The sequence below is a fragment of the Enterobacter sp. JUb54 genome (genome assembly GCF_014298075.1).
Taxonomy (GTDB): domain Bacteria; phylum Pseudomonadota; class Gammaproteobacteria; order Enterobacterales; family Enterobacteriaceae; genus Klebsiella; species Klebsiella lignicola.
This window is the reverse complement of the sequence record NZ_CP060418.1, coordinates 3,562,210-3,580,050: the sequence shown is the minus strand read 5'-3', so window position 1 is coordinate 3,580,050 and position 17,841 is coordinate 3,562,210. Positions and strand designations below refer to the sequence as shown.

14 protein-coding genes and 1 tRNA gene are annotated in these 17,841 nt (G+C 53.1%); 6 read left to right on the top strand and 9 right to left on the bottom strand.

The genetic code is table 11. The features are described from left to right. Positions 1 to 21: 21 nt before the first annotated feature. Positions 22 to 570, bottom strand: a complete 549-nt coding sequence (locus HF679_RS16495; protein ID WP_187042232.1) for a fimbrial protein — start codon at positions 568 to 570, stop codon at positions 22 to 24. 585 nt (positions 571 to 1,155) lie between these two features. Between HF679_RS16495 and HF679_RS16490 the strand changes: the two genes are divergently transcribed. The 3 genes from HF679_RS16490 to HF679_RS16480 all read left to right on the top strand — a co-directional run bounded on the left by HF679_RS16490 (position 1,156) and on the right by HF679_RS16480 (position 4,431). Further along, entirely contained in the window at positions 1,156 to 2,016 is an 861-nt protein-coding gene (locus HF679_RS16490) for a transcriptional regulator (RefSeq protein ID WP_227540166.1), read from the top strand. After that, complete coding sequence (locus HF679_RS16485) at positions 2,006 to 2,524, top strand: FidL-like protein (protein WP_123757815.1); 519 nt, start codon at positions 2,006 to 2,008, stop codon at positions 2,522 to 2,524. Before HF679_RS16490 ends, HF679_RS16485 begins: the two co-directional genes overlap by 11 nt. Positions 2,525 to 2,949: 425 nt before the next feature. After that, complete coding sequence (locus HF679_RS16480; RefSeq protein ID WP_315970226.1) at positions 2,950 to 4,431, top strand: bifunctional UDP-sugar hydrolase/5'-nucleotidase; 1,482 nt, start codon at positions 2,950 to 2,952, stop codon at positions 4,429 to 4,431. A gap of 874 nt (positions 4,432 to 5,305) precedes the next feature. On the opposite strand, the gene HF679_RS16475 is transcribed toward HF679_RS16480, so the two are convergent. From HF679_RS16475 to aspA, 7 genes are all read right to left on the bottom strand, one after another. Beyond that, positions 5,306 to 5,381: transfer RNA gene (locus HF679_RS16475), tRNA-Phe, on the bottom strand. A gap of 115 nt (positions 5,382 to 5,496) precedes the next feature. After that, positions 5,497 to 7,584, bottom strand: a complete 2,088-nt coding sequence (locus HF679_RS16470; RefSeq protein WP_187042230.1) for a DUF1176 domain-containing protein — start codon at positions 7,582 to 7,584, stop codon at positions 5,497 to 5,499. A gap of 151 nt (positions 7,585 to 7,735) precedes the next feature. Beyond that, positions 7,736 to 8,311 carry a transcriptional regulator gene (locus tag HF679_RS16465; RefSeq protein WP_123757980.1) on the bottom strand — a complete coding sequence of 192 codons (576 nt, stop codon included), beginning with the start codon at positions 8,309 to 8,311 and terminating at the stop codon, positions 7,736 to 7,738. 35 nt (positions 8,312 to 8,346) lie between these two features. Beyond that, positions 8,347 to 10,158 (bottom strand): protein-disulfide reductase DsbD, encoded by a 1,812-nt coding sequence (locus HF679_RS16460; RefSeq protein WP_187042229.1) that lies wholly within the window; start codon positions 10,156 to 10,158, stop codon positions 8,347 to 8,349. Continuing rightward, positions 10,134 to 10,457 carry a divalent cation tolerance protein CutA gene (cutA, locus tag HF679_RS16455; protein WP_123757819.1) on the bottom strand — a complete coding sequence of 108 codons (324 nt, stop codon included), beginning with the start codon at positions 10,455 to 10,457 and terminating at the stop codon, positions 10,134 to 10,136. The genes HF679_RS16460 and cutA overlap by 25 nt, the downstream gene beginning before the upstream one ends. A gap of 92 nt (positions 10,458 to 10,549) precedes the next feature. After that, entirely contained in the window at positions 10,550 to 11,851 is a 1,302-nt protein-coding gene (locus HF679_RS16450) for an anaerobic C4-dicarboxylate transporter (RefSeq protein WP_154145074.1), read from the bottom strand. A gap of 117 nt (positions 11,852 to 11,968) precedes the next feature. Further along, complete coding sequence (gene aspA, locus HF679_RS16445) at positions 11,969 to 13,405, bottom strand: aspartate ammonia-lyase (protein ID WP_123757821.1); 1,437 nt, start codon at positions 13,403 to 13,405, stop codon at positions 11,969 to 11,971. A gap of 337 nt (positions 13,406 to 13,742) precedes the next feature. Between aspA and HF679_RS16440 the strand changes: the two genes are divergently transcribed. Continuing rightward, positions 13,743 to 14,213: an FxsA family protein gene (locus tag HF679_RS16440; RefSeq protein ID WP_174509907.1), complete on the top strand. Its 471-nt coding sequence runs from the start codon at positions 13,743 to 13,745 to the stop codon at positions 14,211 to 14,213. A 75-nt stretch (positions 14,214 to 14,288) separates the two neighbouring features. On the opposite strand, the gene yjeH is transcribed toward HF679_RS16440, so the two are convergent. Next, positions 14,289 to 15,560: an L-methionine/branched-chain amino acid transporter gene (yjeH, locus tag HF679_RS16435; protein WP_154145073.1), complete on the bottom strand. Its 1,272-nt coding sequence runs from the start codon at positions 15,558 to 15,560 to the stop codon at positions 14,289 to 14,291. 218 nt (positions 15,561 to 15,778) lie between these two features. Between yjeH and HF679_RS16430 the strand changes: the two genes are divergently transcribed. Continuing rightward, positions 15,779 to 16,072: a co-chaperone GroES gene (locus HF679_RS16430; protein ID WP_003855929.1), complete on the top strand. Its 294-nt coding sequence runs from the start codon at positions 15,779 to 15,781 to the stop codon at positions 16,070 to 16,072. 39 nt (positions 16,073 to 16,111) lie between these two features. Then, positions 16,112 to 17,758 (top strand): chaperonin GroEL, encoded by a 1,647-nt coding sequence (gene groL / locus HF679_RS16425; RefSeq protein WP_123757824.1) that lies wholly within the window; start codon positions 16,112 to 16,114, stop codon positions 17,756 to 17,758. The last annotated feature ends 83 nt before the right edge of the window (positions 17,759 to 17,841 follow it).

Sequence of the window (17,841 nt, the reverse complement as noted above, 5' to 3'; positions counted from 1 at the left end):
TGAGGCACCTGCCCGATATCGTTACTGGTAATCGATCTGGAAGTTCACGGTGGACTCAAAGTCACCTGGTGTTACGGTATCGGAGGCGTTATTTGCCTGTAAATAAGCAACGAAGTCGATATCGGTTTTGCCATTAGCAATATTGACCTGGGATGCTGCTTCGCCCCATTTCACGTCCTGGTTACCGCTGTCAATCATGCCAATACCTGCGCCATGGGCAGTACCGGAAGTGAAGGCGGCGAGAGCGGCATTGTCCGGGTCGATGGTTGCCGGGGTATAGGTCACGGTTGCTGTTTTAGCGACGGTAGTATCGCAACCCTGCAGCATAATTTTTGCATGCTTGGTTCCGGCGCGCTGATTGTCTTTTAATTGCGATGTCGGGATTTCACCAAAATTAACCTGTACCGGGCTGGATTCCGGAGCCAGACCGCACGCAGAGTTGACCAGGGTACCGCTAAACTGAATTTTACCATTGGTCGGGTCAACATTTTTTGCTGCGAAAGCAGAGGTTGCAGTCATTGTCATACCGGCTATCAGCGCACAGGCGACAGCTACATTTTTCATATTCATGTTTATTCTAACCTTGTTTCTGTTTTGGGTTATTACAACGATGCTTCTGCAAAAGGTATTTCTTCGCCAGAAATACCTTTTTAGCGAATGGTCACGTCAGTTTCTTTACATCTTCTGGTGAAGACGGTCTGTGTGTCAGCCGGTAAATAATTAAAGTGTCATTATCTTGAGCTGCCATGTGCATCGTTTCGGTGACCTATATTAAGTCGGTAAGAAAATGAGACAATGCAAAGTTCGGGTTTGAATCAAACTCAGGGGAACCTGTTGCGGTGATGACGTTGTGGTGCGTTTTTATGCGAATTTAGCTGTATTTGTGCGCTGCGTGTGGATTTATATACTGTATTTATCTATTTTTATGGTGCTTTTATCTGTTTTTGTGATTTTTATTTATCTGTGAACCCCATCTTCAGATATTTATAAATTCTTTGTAAATAAAAACAGGGAGATCAAAGTGTAGGGGTGACAATAAGATAGCCACTTTTTGCATGCAGAGTATTCAGTCATGAGGAAGGGGTTAATAAAATGTTATTAAGTGGATAATAAAGTGATCTTTGGCAAACGCAAAAATGATAAATGAATTGTGATATGCTTACGCCTCAATCATTTATTCAGGGAGATTCCTGTATCAAGGAGACATCATTGGTTTCTCATATCCCAATATGCAAGATTAAATCTGTGATAATTGACGGCGGGCTGGTGTTCAGGCCGCAAAAGAATTCGTTAAAAGACGTTGGGTCCGGGAAGACAGGCAATCTCAATAATGTCGCATCACAATTACTACTTTATTTGTTGCAAAACGGTAGTGAAGTGTCCACACGCGATGAGGTTCTGCTTAATGTTTTTCAACGTAATGGCGCCAGGGCAACGGATGCGAACCTGAATCAGCATATCTCTTTTATACGTAAAGTGATCACCTCTATTGGCCATCCGGCTGAGGTGATTGTGACGGTACCGCGAATGGGATTCAAAATCGGCGAGTTTGGTATTAATTTTCAGTTGCTCGAAGCACCTGAAAACGAGAAGGGACTCGCTGTTGATGCCGTTAACATAAAAGAACACAGCAGGAAAACAAGCCGCTGGGCGATCGGACTGACGGGATTAATTACCAGCATTGCGGTGCTGGCAACATACTGGTGGACCTGGATACCCAATAACATTCCGATGATTGACGTTTCGGTCCTGAGGACCATCGAGTGGCAACAATGCCACATTCATATTCTCGGGAATGCCAGTACCGACAATATTACGGATAAAAGTGCTCAGGATATTTTTAAGGATACCGGGATTGCGCCGGACTGTTCTGTGAAAAAAGACCTGTATCTCAATGCCTGGGCCAGTAATCATGATCTGATCAACTGGAAATTTGCTGCTGAGTGTGGGCGTAACAATGGCTATTACTATTGCCACAGCCAGTATCATCATCGTGAGGAGTGGTATGAAGACTGAGAGGGATCTGTCGCCATTTTTTTGGTCACTGGTGATCATCATTATTGGAGGGGCGGTGATAGCTTTTTTACTGGTAAGCCGTGATGCCAAAAAAAATGAAATTAGCTTTTCCTGTTCATCTGAATTCAGCTCATCTCTTGATATCCATAAATCAAAGATGAATCTTGAGGGGATTTTGTTGATTACCAGCTATCACTCCGGTAATTTTTCCTTGTCTGTACAGGGAACGCTGAAAGCTGAAGGTGGCCAGTATGTTGTTAACCGCAAGCTTTTCTTTCGCTATTCCCGGCCACTGGGACACGCGGCGGGCGTGTACAACATTAATCCATCAGGTCGTGAAAAGTCGCCGGATGATAATGCGCCAGATGCCATCGATTATCTTTTCTTTGATGCCTATGAGCGTGGGGATAAGCTGTATATGGTCAAACGCATTGATCGTGAAACGGTCATCATCGGTGACCAGTTTTCACCACGCTACGCCTGTGTGATGAACCATTTTACCCACTAGCGATAGCGTCATATCTTCTGGCATAAGACCGAATCCGTGAGAGGCAATAGGGAGGATGTTGTGTTCTCCTCCTTTAGTCGCTTTTGGTAAGAGACTGGAACATTTACGTTGAGGTCTGGAAGCGTTGTTTATAACTACAAATAGTGTCCTGATAACGATGAAACGGCTAAGAGAAACTGACAAATATAAAGTGATAAACTTCACATAACTAAATTCATTCGCTTTTATTCAGTCTGGCTGGTTCGATAAATTAAGTCATTACAGGATTGTGACTGAAAACAGGCAAAACCTGAAATCTGAATGACTCCGTCTGACGGGGGAGTGTGGATTTCAGGTTTTTTTGTTTTTGTTAACAGAAGGGAATGATTATTCGCTAGCTGAATATAAACAGGTAAGCGCTAAAGCTTTTAACAGGGAAAAATAAAATGCTGATAAGAAAATGGTTAGTATCCGCTTTGTTAATAATGAGTTCATGCTCATTATATGCCAGTGAAGTTGTCACGCTGACGCTGTTTCATACAGGGGACACCCACGGCAGAGGGATGAGCGATGAGAACATCGGATACGGAAAAATGAGTAAGTATATCAATACCTTTAGAGAGAAGTCAGAGCATGTTCTTTTGCTGGACGTTGGTGACGCGGTCAGTGGTATTCCCGTGACGGATCTGAGTGCTGGCCAGACAAATATCGATGCAATGAATATTATGAAGTATGATGTCTTTACGCCAGGAAACGCAGACTTTATTTTTGGCGGCCAGGCATTGCTGGCATTGAAAGAAAAATCCCGGTTTCCGTTTGTCACATCTAATGTCTGGTATCAGGATAAGCCAGCGTTTAATCCATTTATCATTAAAAACGTCGGCGGACTGAATATCGGTATTATTGGCGTCTCTCCGCTAAATGCGATGGTTGCAACGACGGATAATAAATTATCAGGCTTTCGGGTCAGCGATCCGCTTGAAGCCGTGCAGGAAGCCGTTGCCCGGATTAAAAACCAGACAGACCTTATCATTGTGCTGGCTCATCTGGGGAAAACAGACCCCGAAGTGAATATTACTAAGCTGACTGATGCCGTGGCGGATATCGATGTCATTATCGACGGGCATGACCATATTGCCGTGCCGGGCGGAAAACAGCTGGGTAAGACAATCATGGTGAATGCCGGGCAGTATGGCGAATATCTGGGACAACTCACCCTGACCGTTAAAGATAAAAAGATTACGGCCTGGCATGAACAATTGCTGGATAAGGCCGCATTGTCCCAGCTGGTTCCGGACCCGGAAACGCAGTCTCTTATCGACCGGGTGAATGCAGAAAATCAGGCGGTCCTTAGCCAGATCGTCATGACGCTGCCTTTTGCGCTGGATGGCGAGCGGGCGCATGTCCGGTCCGGGCAGACAAACCTGGGGTCAGTGCTGGCCGATGCTGAGCGTGAACACGCAAAGGCGGATATTGCCTTTACGGTCGGCGCTTTCCTGCGTGACAGTATCAGTGCCGGGCCGGTGACTTTTGGTCAGGTACTTAACGCGGTGCCATTCTCTCTGCCTCTGGTGACGCGGGATATGACCGGTCGTCAGGTCAAAGATTTTATCGAACATAATTATAGCGAGCCAAAGGTCTATACCGGTGCCTATGCCCATGTCAGCGGGCTGGCGTTTGAGGTGGATTTCTCCCGTCCTGTGGGCGACAGAATGATGAATATTCGTGTGAATGGTTCACCGTTTGAGATGAACAAAACATACCGGGTGGCCTGCAATGAACAGGTCAGCGACTTCGGGATCCGGGATATCGCCATCCGTGACCGCTATGAGGTGACGATGTCCACGGTGTTGACGGACTACGTCAAGCGCCATCCGGAGTTGATGCCGCCGAATGCCCGGGTCCACTTTATCGGCCTGGAAAAGTAGCGCTGTGGGAAATTTAATTGTCCTGCCCGCACGCTTGTCGAGCGGGTCAGAAAGGGTGAGCGGTTTAGTGAGAATTACCTAATCAACACTGTGTTAAAACACAGTATTGACAGTGGGTTAATAACGAGTAGATTGACCTTATGGCCGGTAAGGAATTAATTTAGTTAGAGTGTTATAACCGGTATGATTTATCAGGTAAAACTTACCTGATAAAGTAAGTCAGATGCGATAAAGGCCACGAAGTAATTGTTGTTTGGGCTCTTCAGCATTGAGCAGAAAGTTTATGCCATGATATGAAGAGGTTTTAAGGCCACGTAGTAAAGCTCTACAATCGCATAATGTGGACGATGGCGCGATGATGTAAGGCCTTGTTGTTGATGGTTATTTTGCGGTTCGATTGGTGGCAGTTATGGCAACCAAAAGACAGCGAAGATAGTAAGGCAACGCATAAAAGAGTATATATCGCGCGGGCGATGTACTTAATTGAGAATCGTCGTCAGGATAATTCTCAATGAAATAAACAGGATAGAAATTTGTCTACTAGGATTTCAGGAGGATAGCAGCATCTGAAGTACCGATATATCCTGTGAAAACATGTACATCTTTAGCAGTAGTATTAAATAATTAAGTTGATTAATGTTAGATATTAATTTGAAAGTATCATAAAAGCCCCGGTGTTTTATTGCTGGGGCTTTTTCATTTTTGCGGCTAGTGGTGCCCGGACCCGGACTAACGCCGCAGGCGTTGAACAGCGCGCTTGTCGCGCTGGCCCCGAAGGGGTGAGCGGTTTACCGCGAATAATCGAACGGAATTCGATGAAGAGTCCGGCTCTCAGAAAGCAAAAAACCCGCCATAGGCGGGTTCTTCTAAATAGTGGTGCCCGGACTCGGAATCGAACCAAGGACACGGGGATTTTCAATCCCCTGCTCTACCGACTGAGCTATCCGGGCAACGGGGCGCATTAAACCGTAATCCACTCTGTGCGTCAACCAAATTTCTTGATTTTCCTGCTGATTGCTTAACTTTGCGGCAGTTACGCCGCAAAAGGAGTATTTTCCCTGGGTATCACATCATTCCGTTGTCGCCTTCACGGGGCTTCCAGCCGCTGATGGCCGAGATCGCATGGCGTACGCCGGAAATCGTGTAGCCGCCGATGACATCTTCATCTTCGCGGGGGGAGCTGATCATGATCTCGGCATCGACACCGTGACGATAGGCGCCGTGATGGCTGACCACCGTGCCGATAAAGCATTTTCCGGCGATCCAGACGGGAATATAGGCTACCGTTTCATAGACATAATAAGAGGCTACGCCGCTGTAGTAGTTATCCGCTTCATCAGATGAGGTGCCGGGCGGTATCGGGCAGATTGGCTCATCCCCGGCGTTGGTTTTTTTGTCTTTCAGCAGATTGCTTTGCATCAGATCCAGCGACTTGAGCAGGTCTGCCTGATCCTGGGGATTCAGCGCCGGGGAGAGCGGCTGGCCCTGTTCCGGTGAACTCAGGGTTTTCAGCGCATAACGATAGCGAATCGTCACCGCTGGCGTTCTGTCGGTCGGGCTGAAGGGCCGCAGCAGATAAAGATTGTCCTCGCCAAACTGGCCGTTGTACCACAGCGCATACACCTGGCCGTTGATTCTGACCCACTGATTCCACTGATTGGCGCCGCGCCCGTTGAGTGAAAACAGTGCGCCAGGTACTCCGGCGTCAAAATCATCGTCGTCGTCGCTGTCGCCCTGAACGACGCTATCAAACGTACTGTCGCCGCGTTTCAGTACCCCGGTATAGCTGAAGAGCCCGGTGCCGCCGATATAGCTGTCGATGATTAAATCGCGCTTGCCGTCGTTATCCAGATCGACCAGCGTAAAGCTGACCTTGCCATTTTCCGAGTCGGCATCGATATCGGAGTGGAGGAATGCCTGCCATTCATCGTCGCTGATATCGACAGCGGGTTTGCTGGTCGACACCAGGGAGTCATCGGCGTAGGTCAACGTGAAGTTGGTGATGTGCCCGGTCAGGGGGAATTGCTCGGCCACCTTTTTTAATGCCAGCTCAGGGTTGGCCTTCTGCTCTTTCAGCACCGCGTTATACAACGCTTTCAGCGCGATGTTATCGGCCTCTTTCTGCTGTTTTGGCCGTACCTGGCTGACGAAGGTTGGCAACATCCAGGTGCCGCCAGGCGTGATTTCACGGCACATCCCGGTGCTGTACTTCAGACTCTGAACAAAGGTGGTGCCGTCCCAGACCCGCTCTTCACCGCTGACGCAGTCGGCGATGCCGCGGCCTTTATTGAAGAACGTGATCACGCCGTCGGCGTAGCTGGAGGCATCGGTGGTAATGGCGACAGGTGGCGTACGCAGGGCGTTATCCACCACCCACATCGCGTAGCCGTCGTTATAGGCCGCACGCCAGCACAGTGCCTGAATGAGTGAATGGCTCTTATCCAGCGGCGTAGATGTTATCTGGCGCTCCTGCGCTGGAATTGCGTTGTTCTGCCAGTCGTCACAATGGCTGTTCAGCTGCGGGATGAGCGCCGGCAACAGCTTCTGGCGCTGTTTTGCCGTCAACGGCTCGGCCGACGCGTTGTGTGGCGTTGGGGCGGCGATAATCTCCGGTGCAGGAAGTGGGTTAAGCGTGCCGTCATCGTCGGCATCGCCTTTGCGGACCAGCGCATCTGCGGTTCCGAGACGTTGCTGAAACTCATCTATCTTGAGGAATACCGCGCTGCTGCCGGCGCTGGAGAGCGGCTTACGCTGGCCATTGAGCGCGATCTCAATCTGCCGGCTGTGCTCCAGCGCCTCAATTAGCGCGGCGGTCTGGGGACTATCGAAACGGAAGTGGCTGTCGTCTTTCGCCTCCAGGGTGCCGCGATCCTGGCCGTCGATCAGCAGGCTCACCGTGGCATCGGAGGGAATATCATTATCGGTCTGGGCGAAAGTCACCTGGGCGTTTACGCGCTGCCCGGCGCCGGCGTCACGGGTCAGCAGGACGCTAATTTCACCGATGTTGACGCCATAGCCCGCGGCCCGGCAGGTGCCGGTGTTATCGCAGGCGACTTCCCAGTCTTTATAGGCGAAAGAAAACCCTTGAAGTGGTGCTGCCTGGAGCAATAACGGACACAGCCCGATGATGGCAGCCCAAAGGAGACGTCGCATTTCAATCCCGGTAGACAGAGTGGTGTAGGGGGATTATACGCTGCGGACATCAAGTTGCATCTGTGTTAGTCGGCCGTTCATTCCCCGTTTACCCACCAACGGGCATCGCCCTGAATGTCAGGCGCGTGTAACGACGACCTGCCGACCACGATCAGGTTAACGCACCGCCGCTCCGGCACTGGGCAAAGCGCAGAATGTCTTCTGCCAGCCGCTGCGCGGTATCGACATCTTCCTGGCTACGTTTGACCAGCATACGGCTCAGGCAGCCTTCGACGATCAGCTCCATCTGTTTGGCGACCATCGCTGGATCGTCCACTTCCAGCAGCGTCAGCAACTCGTGAGTATAGGCCAGCGAGGCCTGTTTTTGCTGTTCCGCCAGTTGATGGACAGGATGCTGCGCGTCCGGGAAAAAGGTACAGGCGGCGATAAACAAACAGCCGGGATAGCGATGGTTGCTCACGCATTTGGTCAATGCGCCGTAGCGAGCCAGCAGCTTTTGTTCCGGCGTGAGCGAGTCGTCGAGCAGCAACTGCCGACGCCAGACATCAACCTGATGACTGAGATAGCGCAGCGCATCGTACAGCAGCGCGTCGCGATCGGGCCAAAAACGTTTGAGGTCATCGAGCGGGTAAGAGACGCGTTCGGCGACCATTTCCAGCGTGGTGTTGGCAATACCTTCGATTTCGAGAATTTGTATGGCTTCACCCAGGACATCTTCACGTTGCACGGTCTTCTCCTCCATTTTTCCTCCTAAAGTGTCGTTCACAGTTGCCAATCACGCAAATGGGCGCTGAATGCGGCTGCATCCATAAACCCGGTCACACGTTGCGCGGGCTGTTCTTCTCCCCGTGTATTAAAGAACAGAATCGTGGGCAGGCCGAGCACCTGCAGGTGCTTCAGCAATGCCACATCGTCGGCGCTGTTCTTCGTCACATCGATCTGCAGCAGAACGGTCCCTTTCAGGGCCTGTTGTACCTCTGCAGCGCTAAAGGTGTATTTCTCGAACTCTTTGCATGCCACGCACCAGTCGGCGTACAGGTCGAGCATCACCGGCTTGCCTTTTGCCTGTGCCAGCGCGCGATCGAGTTCTGCGACGTTACTGACGCGCGTAAAGGCCAGGTGCGCCTGCTGTTGCGCGGCGGGCGCGCCGAATGCCCAGTCCTGCAGCGGGCGAGCGCTGACCAGCGCGGCGCCGAACATCATGATTTGCGCGATGCGCAGCCACGGACGAGTGGCGCCGAGCAAGGTAATAAAGGCCCAGCTAAAGAAGGCTACGCCCAGCAGCGACCACAGGCGCAGCCCCCAGGGTTCACCGACGATACGCTCCAGTAAAAAGACCGGCAGCGCCAGGATCACAAAACCAAATGCGCTCTTCACGTGGCCCATCCATGGCCCGCTCTTCGGCAACAGACGGTTGCCAAAAACGGTCACCAGGATCAGCGGCAGCCCCATGCCCAGCGCATAGAGATACAGCGTGCCGCCGCCGAGCCACAGATTACCGCTTTGGGCAATATACAGCAGGATGGCGCTCAGCGGTGCGGTGGTGCAGGGCGAGCAGATCAGCCCGGCAATGGCCCCCATCGCAAAGACGCCGCCGGGGGAACCGCCCTGGCGTTTGTTGCTCATCAGCGTCAGGCGGGTCTGCACGGCAGAGGGGAGTTGCAGGGTAAACAGGCCAAACATCGACAGCGCCAGCAGGATAAAGACCACCGAGAGGCCAATCAGCACATAGGGGTGCTGCAGCGCCGCCTGGAACTGTAAACCGGCGGCGGCGACCACCAGGCCCAGCGCGGTATAGGTCAGCGCCATCCCCTGGACGTAGATAAACGCCAGCAGCAACGCCCGGGCGGTGGACAGCCGCTGTTTACCGCCGAGCACTATGCCGGAGATCAGCGGGTACATCGGCAAGACGCACGGCGTGAAGGCAATACCGATGCCGATCAGCAGCGCCCAAAGGGCAGTGAAGGGCAGGCTGGCCGGATCATCGCTGGCGTCGGGCTTCTCCTGTGGCGGAGTCGGCTGTACCGGCGGGGCGGTTTTGGCGATCAGCTCCGGACGTTTTTCTACGGGCAGAGGCGGATTAAATTTCGGCTGCCCGACGGCAGGAAGCGCTGCCGGAGTCGACGTTGACTCGCTGTCGGACGTCGCCAGCACCGCGCGAAGCGGGACGATTTTGGTCTCTGGCGGATAGCAAAAACCGGCGTCGGCGCAGCCCTGGTAGGTGACGGTGAGCGTCGCGCCTTTTGCCGCCTGGCTGAAGGTCACCGGTACGCTCAGGCTCTGACGATAGATCTCGCTCTTGCCGTAAAACTCATCTTCATGCCAGGTGCCCGGAGGCAACGTTGGTTCGACGAGCGTGGCCTCTGCCGCCGTCAGTTTGATCTGCTGGCGATAGAGGTAGTAACCATCCTTGATGTGCCAGGTCAGGTTGACGTCGTGCTGGTTCTGCTTGAAATCAAAAGCAAAAGCCTGATCCGCAGGAACGAAATTAGAACGACCAGGGGCGTCAAATAACCCGGCGAAAGCGGATGTGCTGCACAGCAGCAGAATCAGCGTAATGATGCGTTGAGCCATGAGAGGTAATCAGTGTCTCCGTGGGTGACGGGTAAAACCAAGAGTTCGGGCGTTTGATACGGGTGATGGGCCTTCAGACATTCCAGTAAGGCCTGCTGGTGAGCCAGGTCGGTTTTCAGCAGCATTTGAACTTCATACTCCTGTTCCAGCTTCCCTTCCCAGTAGTAGAGCGATGTTGCACCTGGCAGGAGGGTGGCGCAGGCGGCGAGCTTTTCTGCCAGCACTTTTGCCGCCAGATCCTGGGCGGTGGCTTCATCGGGCGCGGTACAGAGAACAACAACAGCATCAGGCGTAGTCATCGTGAACCTCGTATCAGCGAAAAGAGGCACTATAGCACGCAAGGTGGGGGATTAATGAAACGGGCCAGGAACTGGCCCGAATTTAAGCAGATTTACAGCATGATGCCGCCGAAAATGAACCCCAGAATGACGCACAGGGTAATGGCAATCACGCCGGGGATCAGGAACGCGTGGTTAAAGACGTATTTGCCGATGCGCGTTGAACCGGTGTCGTCCATCTCAACCGCCGCCAGCAGCGTCGGGTAGGTCGGCAGGACGAACAGCGCGGATACCGCCGCAAACGAGGCGATAGCGGTCAGCGGGGTGACGCCGAGCAGCAGCGCCGCCGGCATCAGCGCTTTGGTGGTGGCAGCCTGGGAGTACAGCAGGGTTGCCGCGAAGAACAGCACCACCGCCAGCAGCCACGGATAGTTGTGTAGCAGGTCGCCGGCAACGGCCTGGATATCGGTGATATGCGCTTTGACGAAGGTATCGCCGAGCCAGGCGACGCCCAGCACGCAGACACAGGCGCTCATCCCGGATTTAAAGGTGCTGGCGTTGAGCACTTCGCCAGTATCGATTTTACAGGTGATGCTGATAAGCGTCGCAATGGTCAGCATGAACACCACGATCGCTTCGTTACGCGGCAGTACCGGGTTCTGAATCAGCCCGACGGTATCGCTGATCGCCGTAGCGTAGAACATTACCGCGACAATACCGACGAGAAACAGCAGCACCGAGCGTTTCGCATGAGGTTTCAGTTCGAACACCTGACTGCCGCGCAGCCTCACTTCACCTTTTGCCAGGCGCTCCTGGTAAATCGGGTCGTCTTTCAGTTCACAGCCGAGGAAGTTACAGACCACGGCGGTGAGCATCACGGCAATCAGCGTCACCGGAATACAGATCGCCAGCAGCGTCAGGTAGCTGACGCCAAGCGGTTCGAGGATCCCGGCAAAAAAGACCACGGCGGCGGAAATCGGCGAGGCGGTAATCGCAATCTGCGAGGCGACAACGGCGATAGACAGCGGGCGGGACGGGCGAATACCTTGCTCTTTCGCCACTTCGGTAATCACCGGCAGGGTCGAGAATGCGGTATGTCCGGTTCCCGCCAGAACGGTCATAAACCAGGTGACCAGCGGGGCAAGGAAGGTGATGTATTTGGGATGGCGTCGGAGCATGCGCTCGGCCAGGCTGACCAGATAGTCCATGCCGCCGGCCACCTGCATCGCAGCAATCGCGGCGATAACCGCCATGATGATTTCAATGACGTCGAAAGGGATCGCGCCGGGTTTAATTTGAAAGATGAGCGTCAGGACGAGCACGCCCAGACCACCGGCAAAGCCAATGCCGATGCCGCCGAGCCTGGCTCCCAAATAGATAGCCAGCAGGACAACCACGAGTTCTGCTCCAAACATATGCGCCTTCCTTGTTTTTTAACAAGTTGATATTGAATTGTTGTGATTTGGTAAACCTAAGAATGCAAAAAAGGCATGTCATTGCTGACATGCCTTTTGGTAGTTTAACCCGAAAGCTTACTGTTCGCTTTCATCGGTATATCGCTTCGCTTTATAGGCCGGATGCATCAGGTTCTGGGCAGAGAAAATATCGTCCAGCTCTGCTTCGGTGAGCAGCCCGCGCTCCAGTACGACTTCGCGTACGCTCTTGCCCGTTTCGGCGCAAATCTTGCCGACGATATCGCCATTGTGGTGGCCGATAAACGGGTTCAGGTAGGTGACAATCCCAATTGAGTTATAGACATAGCCTTCACAGACTGCTTTGTTGGCGGTAATGCCGTTGATGCATTTTTCCAGCAGGTTGTAGCAGGCGTTGGTCAGGATATGGATAGACTCGAACATGGCCTGGCCAATCACCGGCTCCATGACGTTCAGCTGCAGCTGACCGGCTTCGGAAGCCATTGTGACCGTGGTGTCGTTGCCGATAACCTTAAAGCAGACCTGGTTAACCACTTCTGGCACCACCGGGTTGACTTTGGCCGGCATGATGGATGAACCCGCCTGCAGCTCCGGCAGGTTGATTTCGTTCAGGCCAGCGCGCGGACCGGAAGAGAGCAGGCGCAGGTCATTACAGATTTTGGACAGTTTCACCGCCAGGCGTTTCAGCGAGCTGTGGACCATCACGTAGGCGCCACAGTCTGAGGTCGCTTCAATCAGGTCTTCCGCCGGAATAACCGGCAAACCGCTGACTTCCGCCAGTTTTTGCACTGCCAGCTGCTGATAGCCATCCGGGGTATTCAGACGCGTACCGATGGCGGTGGCGCCGAGGTTCACTTCCAGCAGCAGCTCAGCGGTGCGCAGAATGCATTTGGTCTCTTCATTCAGCAGAACGTTAAAGGCGTGGAACTCCTGGCCGAGGGTCATCGGTACCGCGTCCTGCAGCTGGGTACGGCCCATTTTCAGGACGTCCTGGAATTCAACGGCTTTATGCTGGAAGCCTTCGCCCAACTGGTTGATGGCGTCGGTTAATTTCAGCAGTGAGGCATAAACGGCGATACGGAAGCCGGTCGGGTAGGCATCGTTGGTGGACTGGCATTTGTTAACGTGATCGTTGGGGTTCAGATACTGGTATTCACCCTTCTGATGGCCCATCAGCTCAAGGCCGATGTTAGCCAGAACCTCGTTGGTGTTCATGTTGACGGAGGTACCCGCGCCACCCTGGAACACATCAACCGGGAACTGGTCCATGCATTTACCGTTATTCAGTACTTCGTCACATGCGGCAATAATGGTGTTTGCGACGCTTTTAGGAATGGTTTGCAGTTCCTTGTTGGCCATCGCAGCGGCCTTTTTCACCATCACCATACCGCGCACAAACTCAGGTATATCACTGATTTTGCTATTGCTGATGTAGAAGTTTTCAATCGCTCTCAGAGTATGAACACCATAGTAGGCGTCAGCTGGAACTTCCCTGGTACCCAACAGATCTTCTTCGATACGAATGTTGTTTAACATGTGAACCTTCTTTTTCAAGCTGCCAATGAATTCACCAAATACACAGAATTTATGAGATTTAGCGTATTTTCTTGCCGAAGATTATTTCCTTAATCGGCCCGGTGCCCACGATCATATGCTGATGATAGCGAATGTCAGCAACCTTGATCACTTATTATGTATTGCAGGGTATAAGAATTATTAATCTGTGAAATGAGTCACCGCTTTGCCATTCATGACAAAATAAGCCTTTCCACAGATTGAAATCTGGCGTTTTAGCCCAATATTGATGTGATGCGAAAAGCAAACCAATGACTGCGGGGGCCGATAATGGCCGCCGCTAATGAAGGAGACGCCGGTGCGTTGGATTCCGTTAATTGCCATTTTTTTATACGTTTACATCGAGATATCGATCTTCATCCAGGTGGCCCACGTGCTTGGCGTGTTCATGACGCTGATTCTGGTGATCTTTAGCTCGGTGGTCGGGATGTCGCTGGTGCGTAACCAGGGCTTCAAAAACTTGATGCTGATGCAGCAGAAGATGGCGGCAGGGGAAAGCCCGGCCGCCGAAATGATCAAAAGCGTCTCGCTGATCATTGCCGGTCTGTTGCTGCTGCTGCCGGGGTTCTTTACCGACTTCCTCGGCCTGCTGTTGCTGTTGCCGCCGGTGCAAAAGCACCTGACCCTGAAGCTGATGCCGCATTTGCGCTTTAACCGGATGCCGGGCGGCGGTTTTAGTGCCGGAACCGGGGGCGGTGAGACCTTTGACGGCGAATACCAGCGCAAAGATGAAGAGCGCGACCGTCTGGACCACAAAGACGACCGCTAAGCTGTTCAGCCCGGTCATCCATTGCCGGGCACAACAGTTTATGAGCCGGATACGCGTTGCGCGGTCCGGCTTTTTTTATCGGTTTTTTATCGCAGATGAAGGCGTCTGGGCCGGTGGGCGGCGCTTCGGCAGCCACAACCAAAGGGCGGCCATCACGACCAGGGCATACAGACTTTTCCAGCCCACCATCGTCAACAGCAGCAGACAAAGTCCGCTCCCGACGATCGCCAGCACCCGGTAGCGCCCCTGTAACAAGCGGCAGCCTGCCAGCATGCACAGCAGATAAATCATAATAAAGATGCCGTTGGCATAGACGATCAGCGCGTCGAGATTGATATCAAGCCAGTAGATGCACAGCGTGCTGATGACGCAGCAGCCCAGTACCGCATTGAGCGCATTGCGGGGAATACGCTGCGGCGAAAGTTGCGCGAGGTAGCTTTCGGGCTTGTACTGCGCCTGGGACCAGACCAGGCGGGCAAAGCTCTGGATATAAATATTGAGGCTGGCGAAGCAGGCGAGATAGCCAATTACGCAGGCGACCCACAGTGCCTGCACGCCAAATAAGTGCACTACGATGGTCGGTAACGATGCGGCCGCGGCCATGTCGTCCCCGAAGGCATGAAAATGCAGAACCAGCACGGTGCAGGCCCAGTACACCGACCCGGCCAGTAACAGGCCGATCATCAGTGCGCGGGGGAAATCGCGCTCCGGGCGTTTAAATTCCGATGCCAGATGGGCAAAGGCTTCGAGACCGACAAAGCACCAGAACATCACCGATAGCGCAGAGAAAAGCTGGGAGCGATCGATTTCCGTCGCCGCCGGAAAGGGGATGTGCGCAAGGTTAATCCCACCGCGCCACCAGATGGCGGCGATCAGCGCTACGATAAGGATCGCGACCAGCGTTTGCAGGTTAGCGCTGGAGCTGGCGCCCCGCGAGCCGACCCACCAGACGATGGCCAGGGTGCCCAGCTCTGCCAGCAGCAGCTGGCTGTCGTGCCAGCCAAACAGGGCCTGCCCGAAGCCGGTAGCGATATGCAGGGCGGCAGGTAGCCCCACCGGAATGACCGACAGGAACAGCCAGCCGGTGACGCGTTCCATACGGGAACCGAACGCCATATTGACGAAGTGCGCGACGCCGCCGGCGCTGGGGAAATGGCGGCCCAGTACGGCAAAGACAATGGCAATCGGGAAGACCAGCAAAATCAGCGCAGGCCAGGCCCACAGGCTGTTGTCTCCCGCCACCAGGGCCGCCAGCGCAGGCACTGCGAAGACGCCGGTGCCAAGTAGCGACGTCGAAAGCAGCCCCACTCCCTGAGCCAGACCTAACTCCTGCTTCAAACCACTCATGATGCAATCCTGTCCCTGAAAAAATCGATGGTATCACAATCGTTTTTACTTATGACGACGGCCGTTTTTGTGCGTCAGCGCACGCGGAAAAATTTTTTTTTAACTTTGCCCCTTGAAGCGGGAAAACCTACCCCCATCTCTCAGGCACTAGCCGGAAAACCTTATACGGGCCGGTGTCACCCATAACTGATAATGACTTTCTCGAAGGAGAGCTATCAATGAGTATTCGTCCGTTACATGATCGTGTGATCGTCAAACGTAAAGAAGTTGAAACCAAATCTGCAGGCGGCATCGTTCTGACTGGTTCTGCAGCAGCCAAATCAACTCGTGGCGAAATCATCGCTGTCGGTAAGGGCCGCATCCTGGAGAACGGCACTGTGCAGCCGCTGGACGTTAAAGTTGGCGACATCGTTATTTTTAACGACGGCTACGGTGTGAAGTCGGAAAAAATCGACAATGAAGAAGTGCTGATCATGTCTGAAAGCGACATTCTGGCAATTGTTGAAGCGTAATTCGCGCGCGAAACTGAACGAATTTGAGGAATAGAAAAAATGGCAGCTAAAGACGTAAAATTCGGTAACGACGCTCGTGTAAAAATGCTGCGCGGCGTGAACGTACTGGCAGATGCAGTGAAAGTGACCCTGGGTCCGAAAGGCCGTAACGTGGTACTGGATAAATCCTTCGGTGCACCGACCATCACCAAAGACGGCGTGTCCGTTGCACGTGAAATCGAGCTGGAAGACAAGTTCGAAAACATGGGCGCGCAGATGGTTAAAGAAGTTGCCTCTAAAGCGAACGACGCTGCAGGCGACGGTACTACCACCGCAACCGTACTGGCTCAGGCGATCATTGCAGAAGGCCTGAAAGCCGTTGCTGCTGGCATGAACCCGATGGATCTGAAACGTGGTATCGACAAAGCTGTCGTTGCTGCTGTTGAAGAACTGAAAACGCTGTCCGTACCGTGCTCCGACTCTAAAGCTATTGCTCAGGTTGGTACCATCTCCGCTAACTCCGACGAAACTGTAGGTAAACTGATCGCTGAAGCGATGGATAAAGTCGGTAAAGAAGGCGTGATCACCGTTGAAGACGGTACCGGTCTGGAAGACGAACTGGACGTGGTTGAAGGTATGCAGTTCGACCGCGGTTACCTGTCCCCATACTTCATCAACAAGCCGGAAACTGGCGCTGTTGAGCTGGAAAGCCCGTTCATCCTGCTGGCTGACAAAAAAGTCTCCAACATCCGCGAAATGCTGCCAGTGCTGGAAGCCGTTGCGAAAGCAGGCAAACCGCTGGTTATCATCGCTGAAGACGTTGAAGGCGAAGCGCTGGCTACTCTGGTGGTCAACACCATGCGTGGCATCGTGAAAGTGGCTGCAGTTAAAGCACCGGGCTTCGGCGACCGTCGTAAAGCTATGCTGCAGGACATCGCTACCCTGACCGGCGGTACCGTTATCTCTGAAGAGATCGGTATGGAGCTGGAAAAAGCAACTCTGGAAGACCTGGGTCAGGCAAAACGCGTTGTGATCAACAAAGACACCACCACCATCATTGATGGCGTGGGTGAAGAAGGCGCTATCCAGGGCCGTGTTGCTCAGATTCGTAAGCAGATCGAAGAAGCAACTTCTGACTACGACCGTGAAAAACTGCAGGAACGCGTTGCTAAACTGGCAGGCGGCGTTGCAGTAATCAAAGTCGGTGCTGCTACCGAAGTTGAAATGAAAGAGAAGAAAGCACGCGTTGACGATGCGCTGCACGCGACCCGTGCTGCGGTAGAAGAAGGTGTTGTTGCTGGTGGTGGTGTGGCGCTGGTTCGCGTTGCCGCTAAACTGGCTAACCTGACTGCTCAGAACGAAGATCAGAACGTCGGTATCAAAGTTGCGCTGCGCGCAATGGAAGCTCCGCTGCGTCAGATCGTTTCCAACGCCGGTGAAGAGCCGTCTGTCGTTGCTAACAACGTGAAAGCGGGCGAAGGTAACTACGGTTACAACGCAGCAACTGAAGAATACGGCAACATGATCGACTTCGGTATCCTGGACCCAACTAAAGTGACCCGTTCTGCTCTGCAGTACGCGGCATCCGTTGCTGGTCTGATGATCACCACCGAGTGCATGGTTACCGACCTGCCGAAAAGCGATGCGCCTGATTTAGGTGCTGCTGGCGGTATGGGCGGCATGGGTGGTATGGGCGGCATGATGTAATCGTGCGCTATACCCCTTAGAAACAAAGAAACCCCCGGGCAGAAATGCTCGGGGGTTTTTCTTTTTCTCCTCTTTTTAGTATA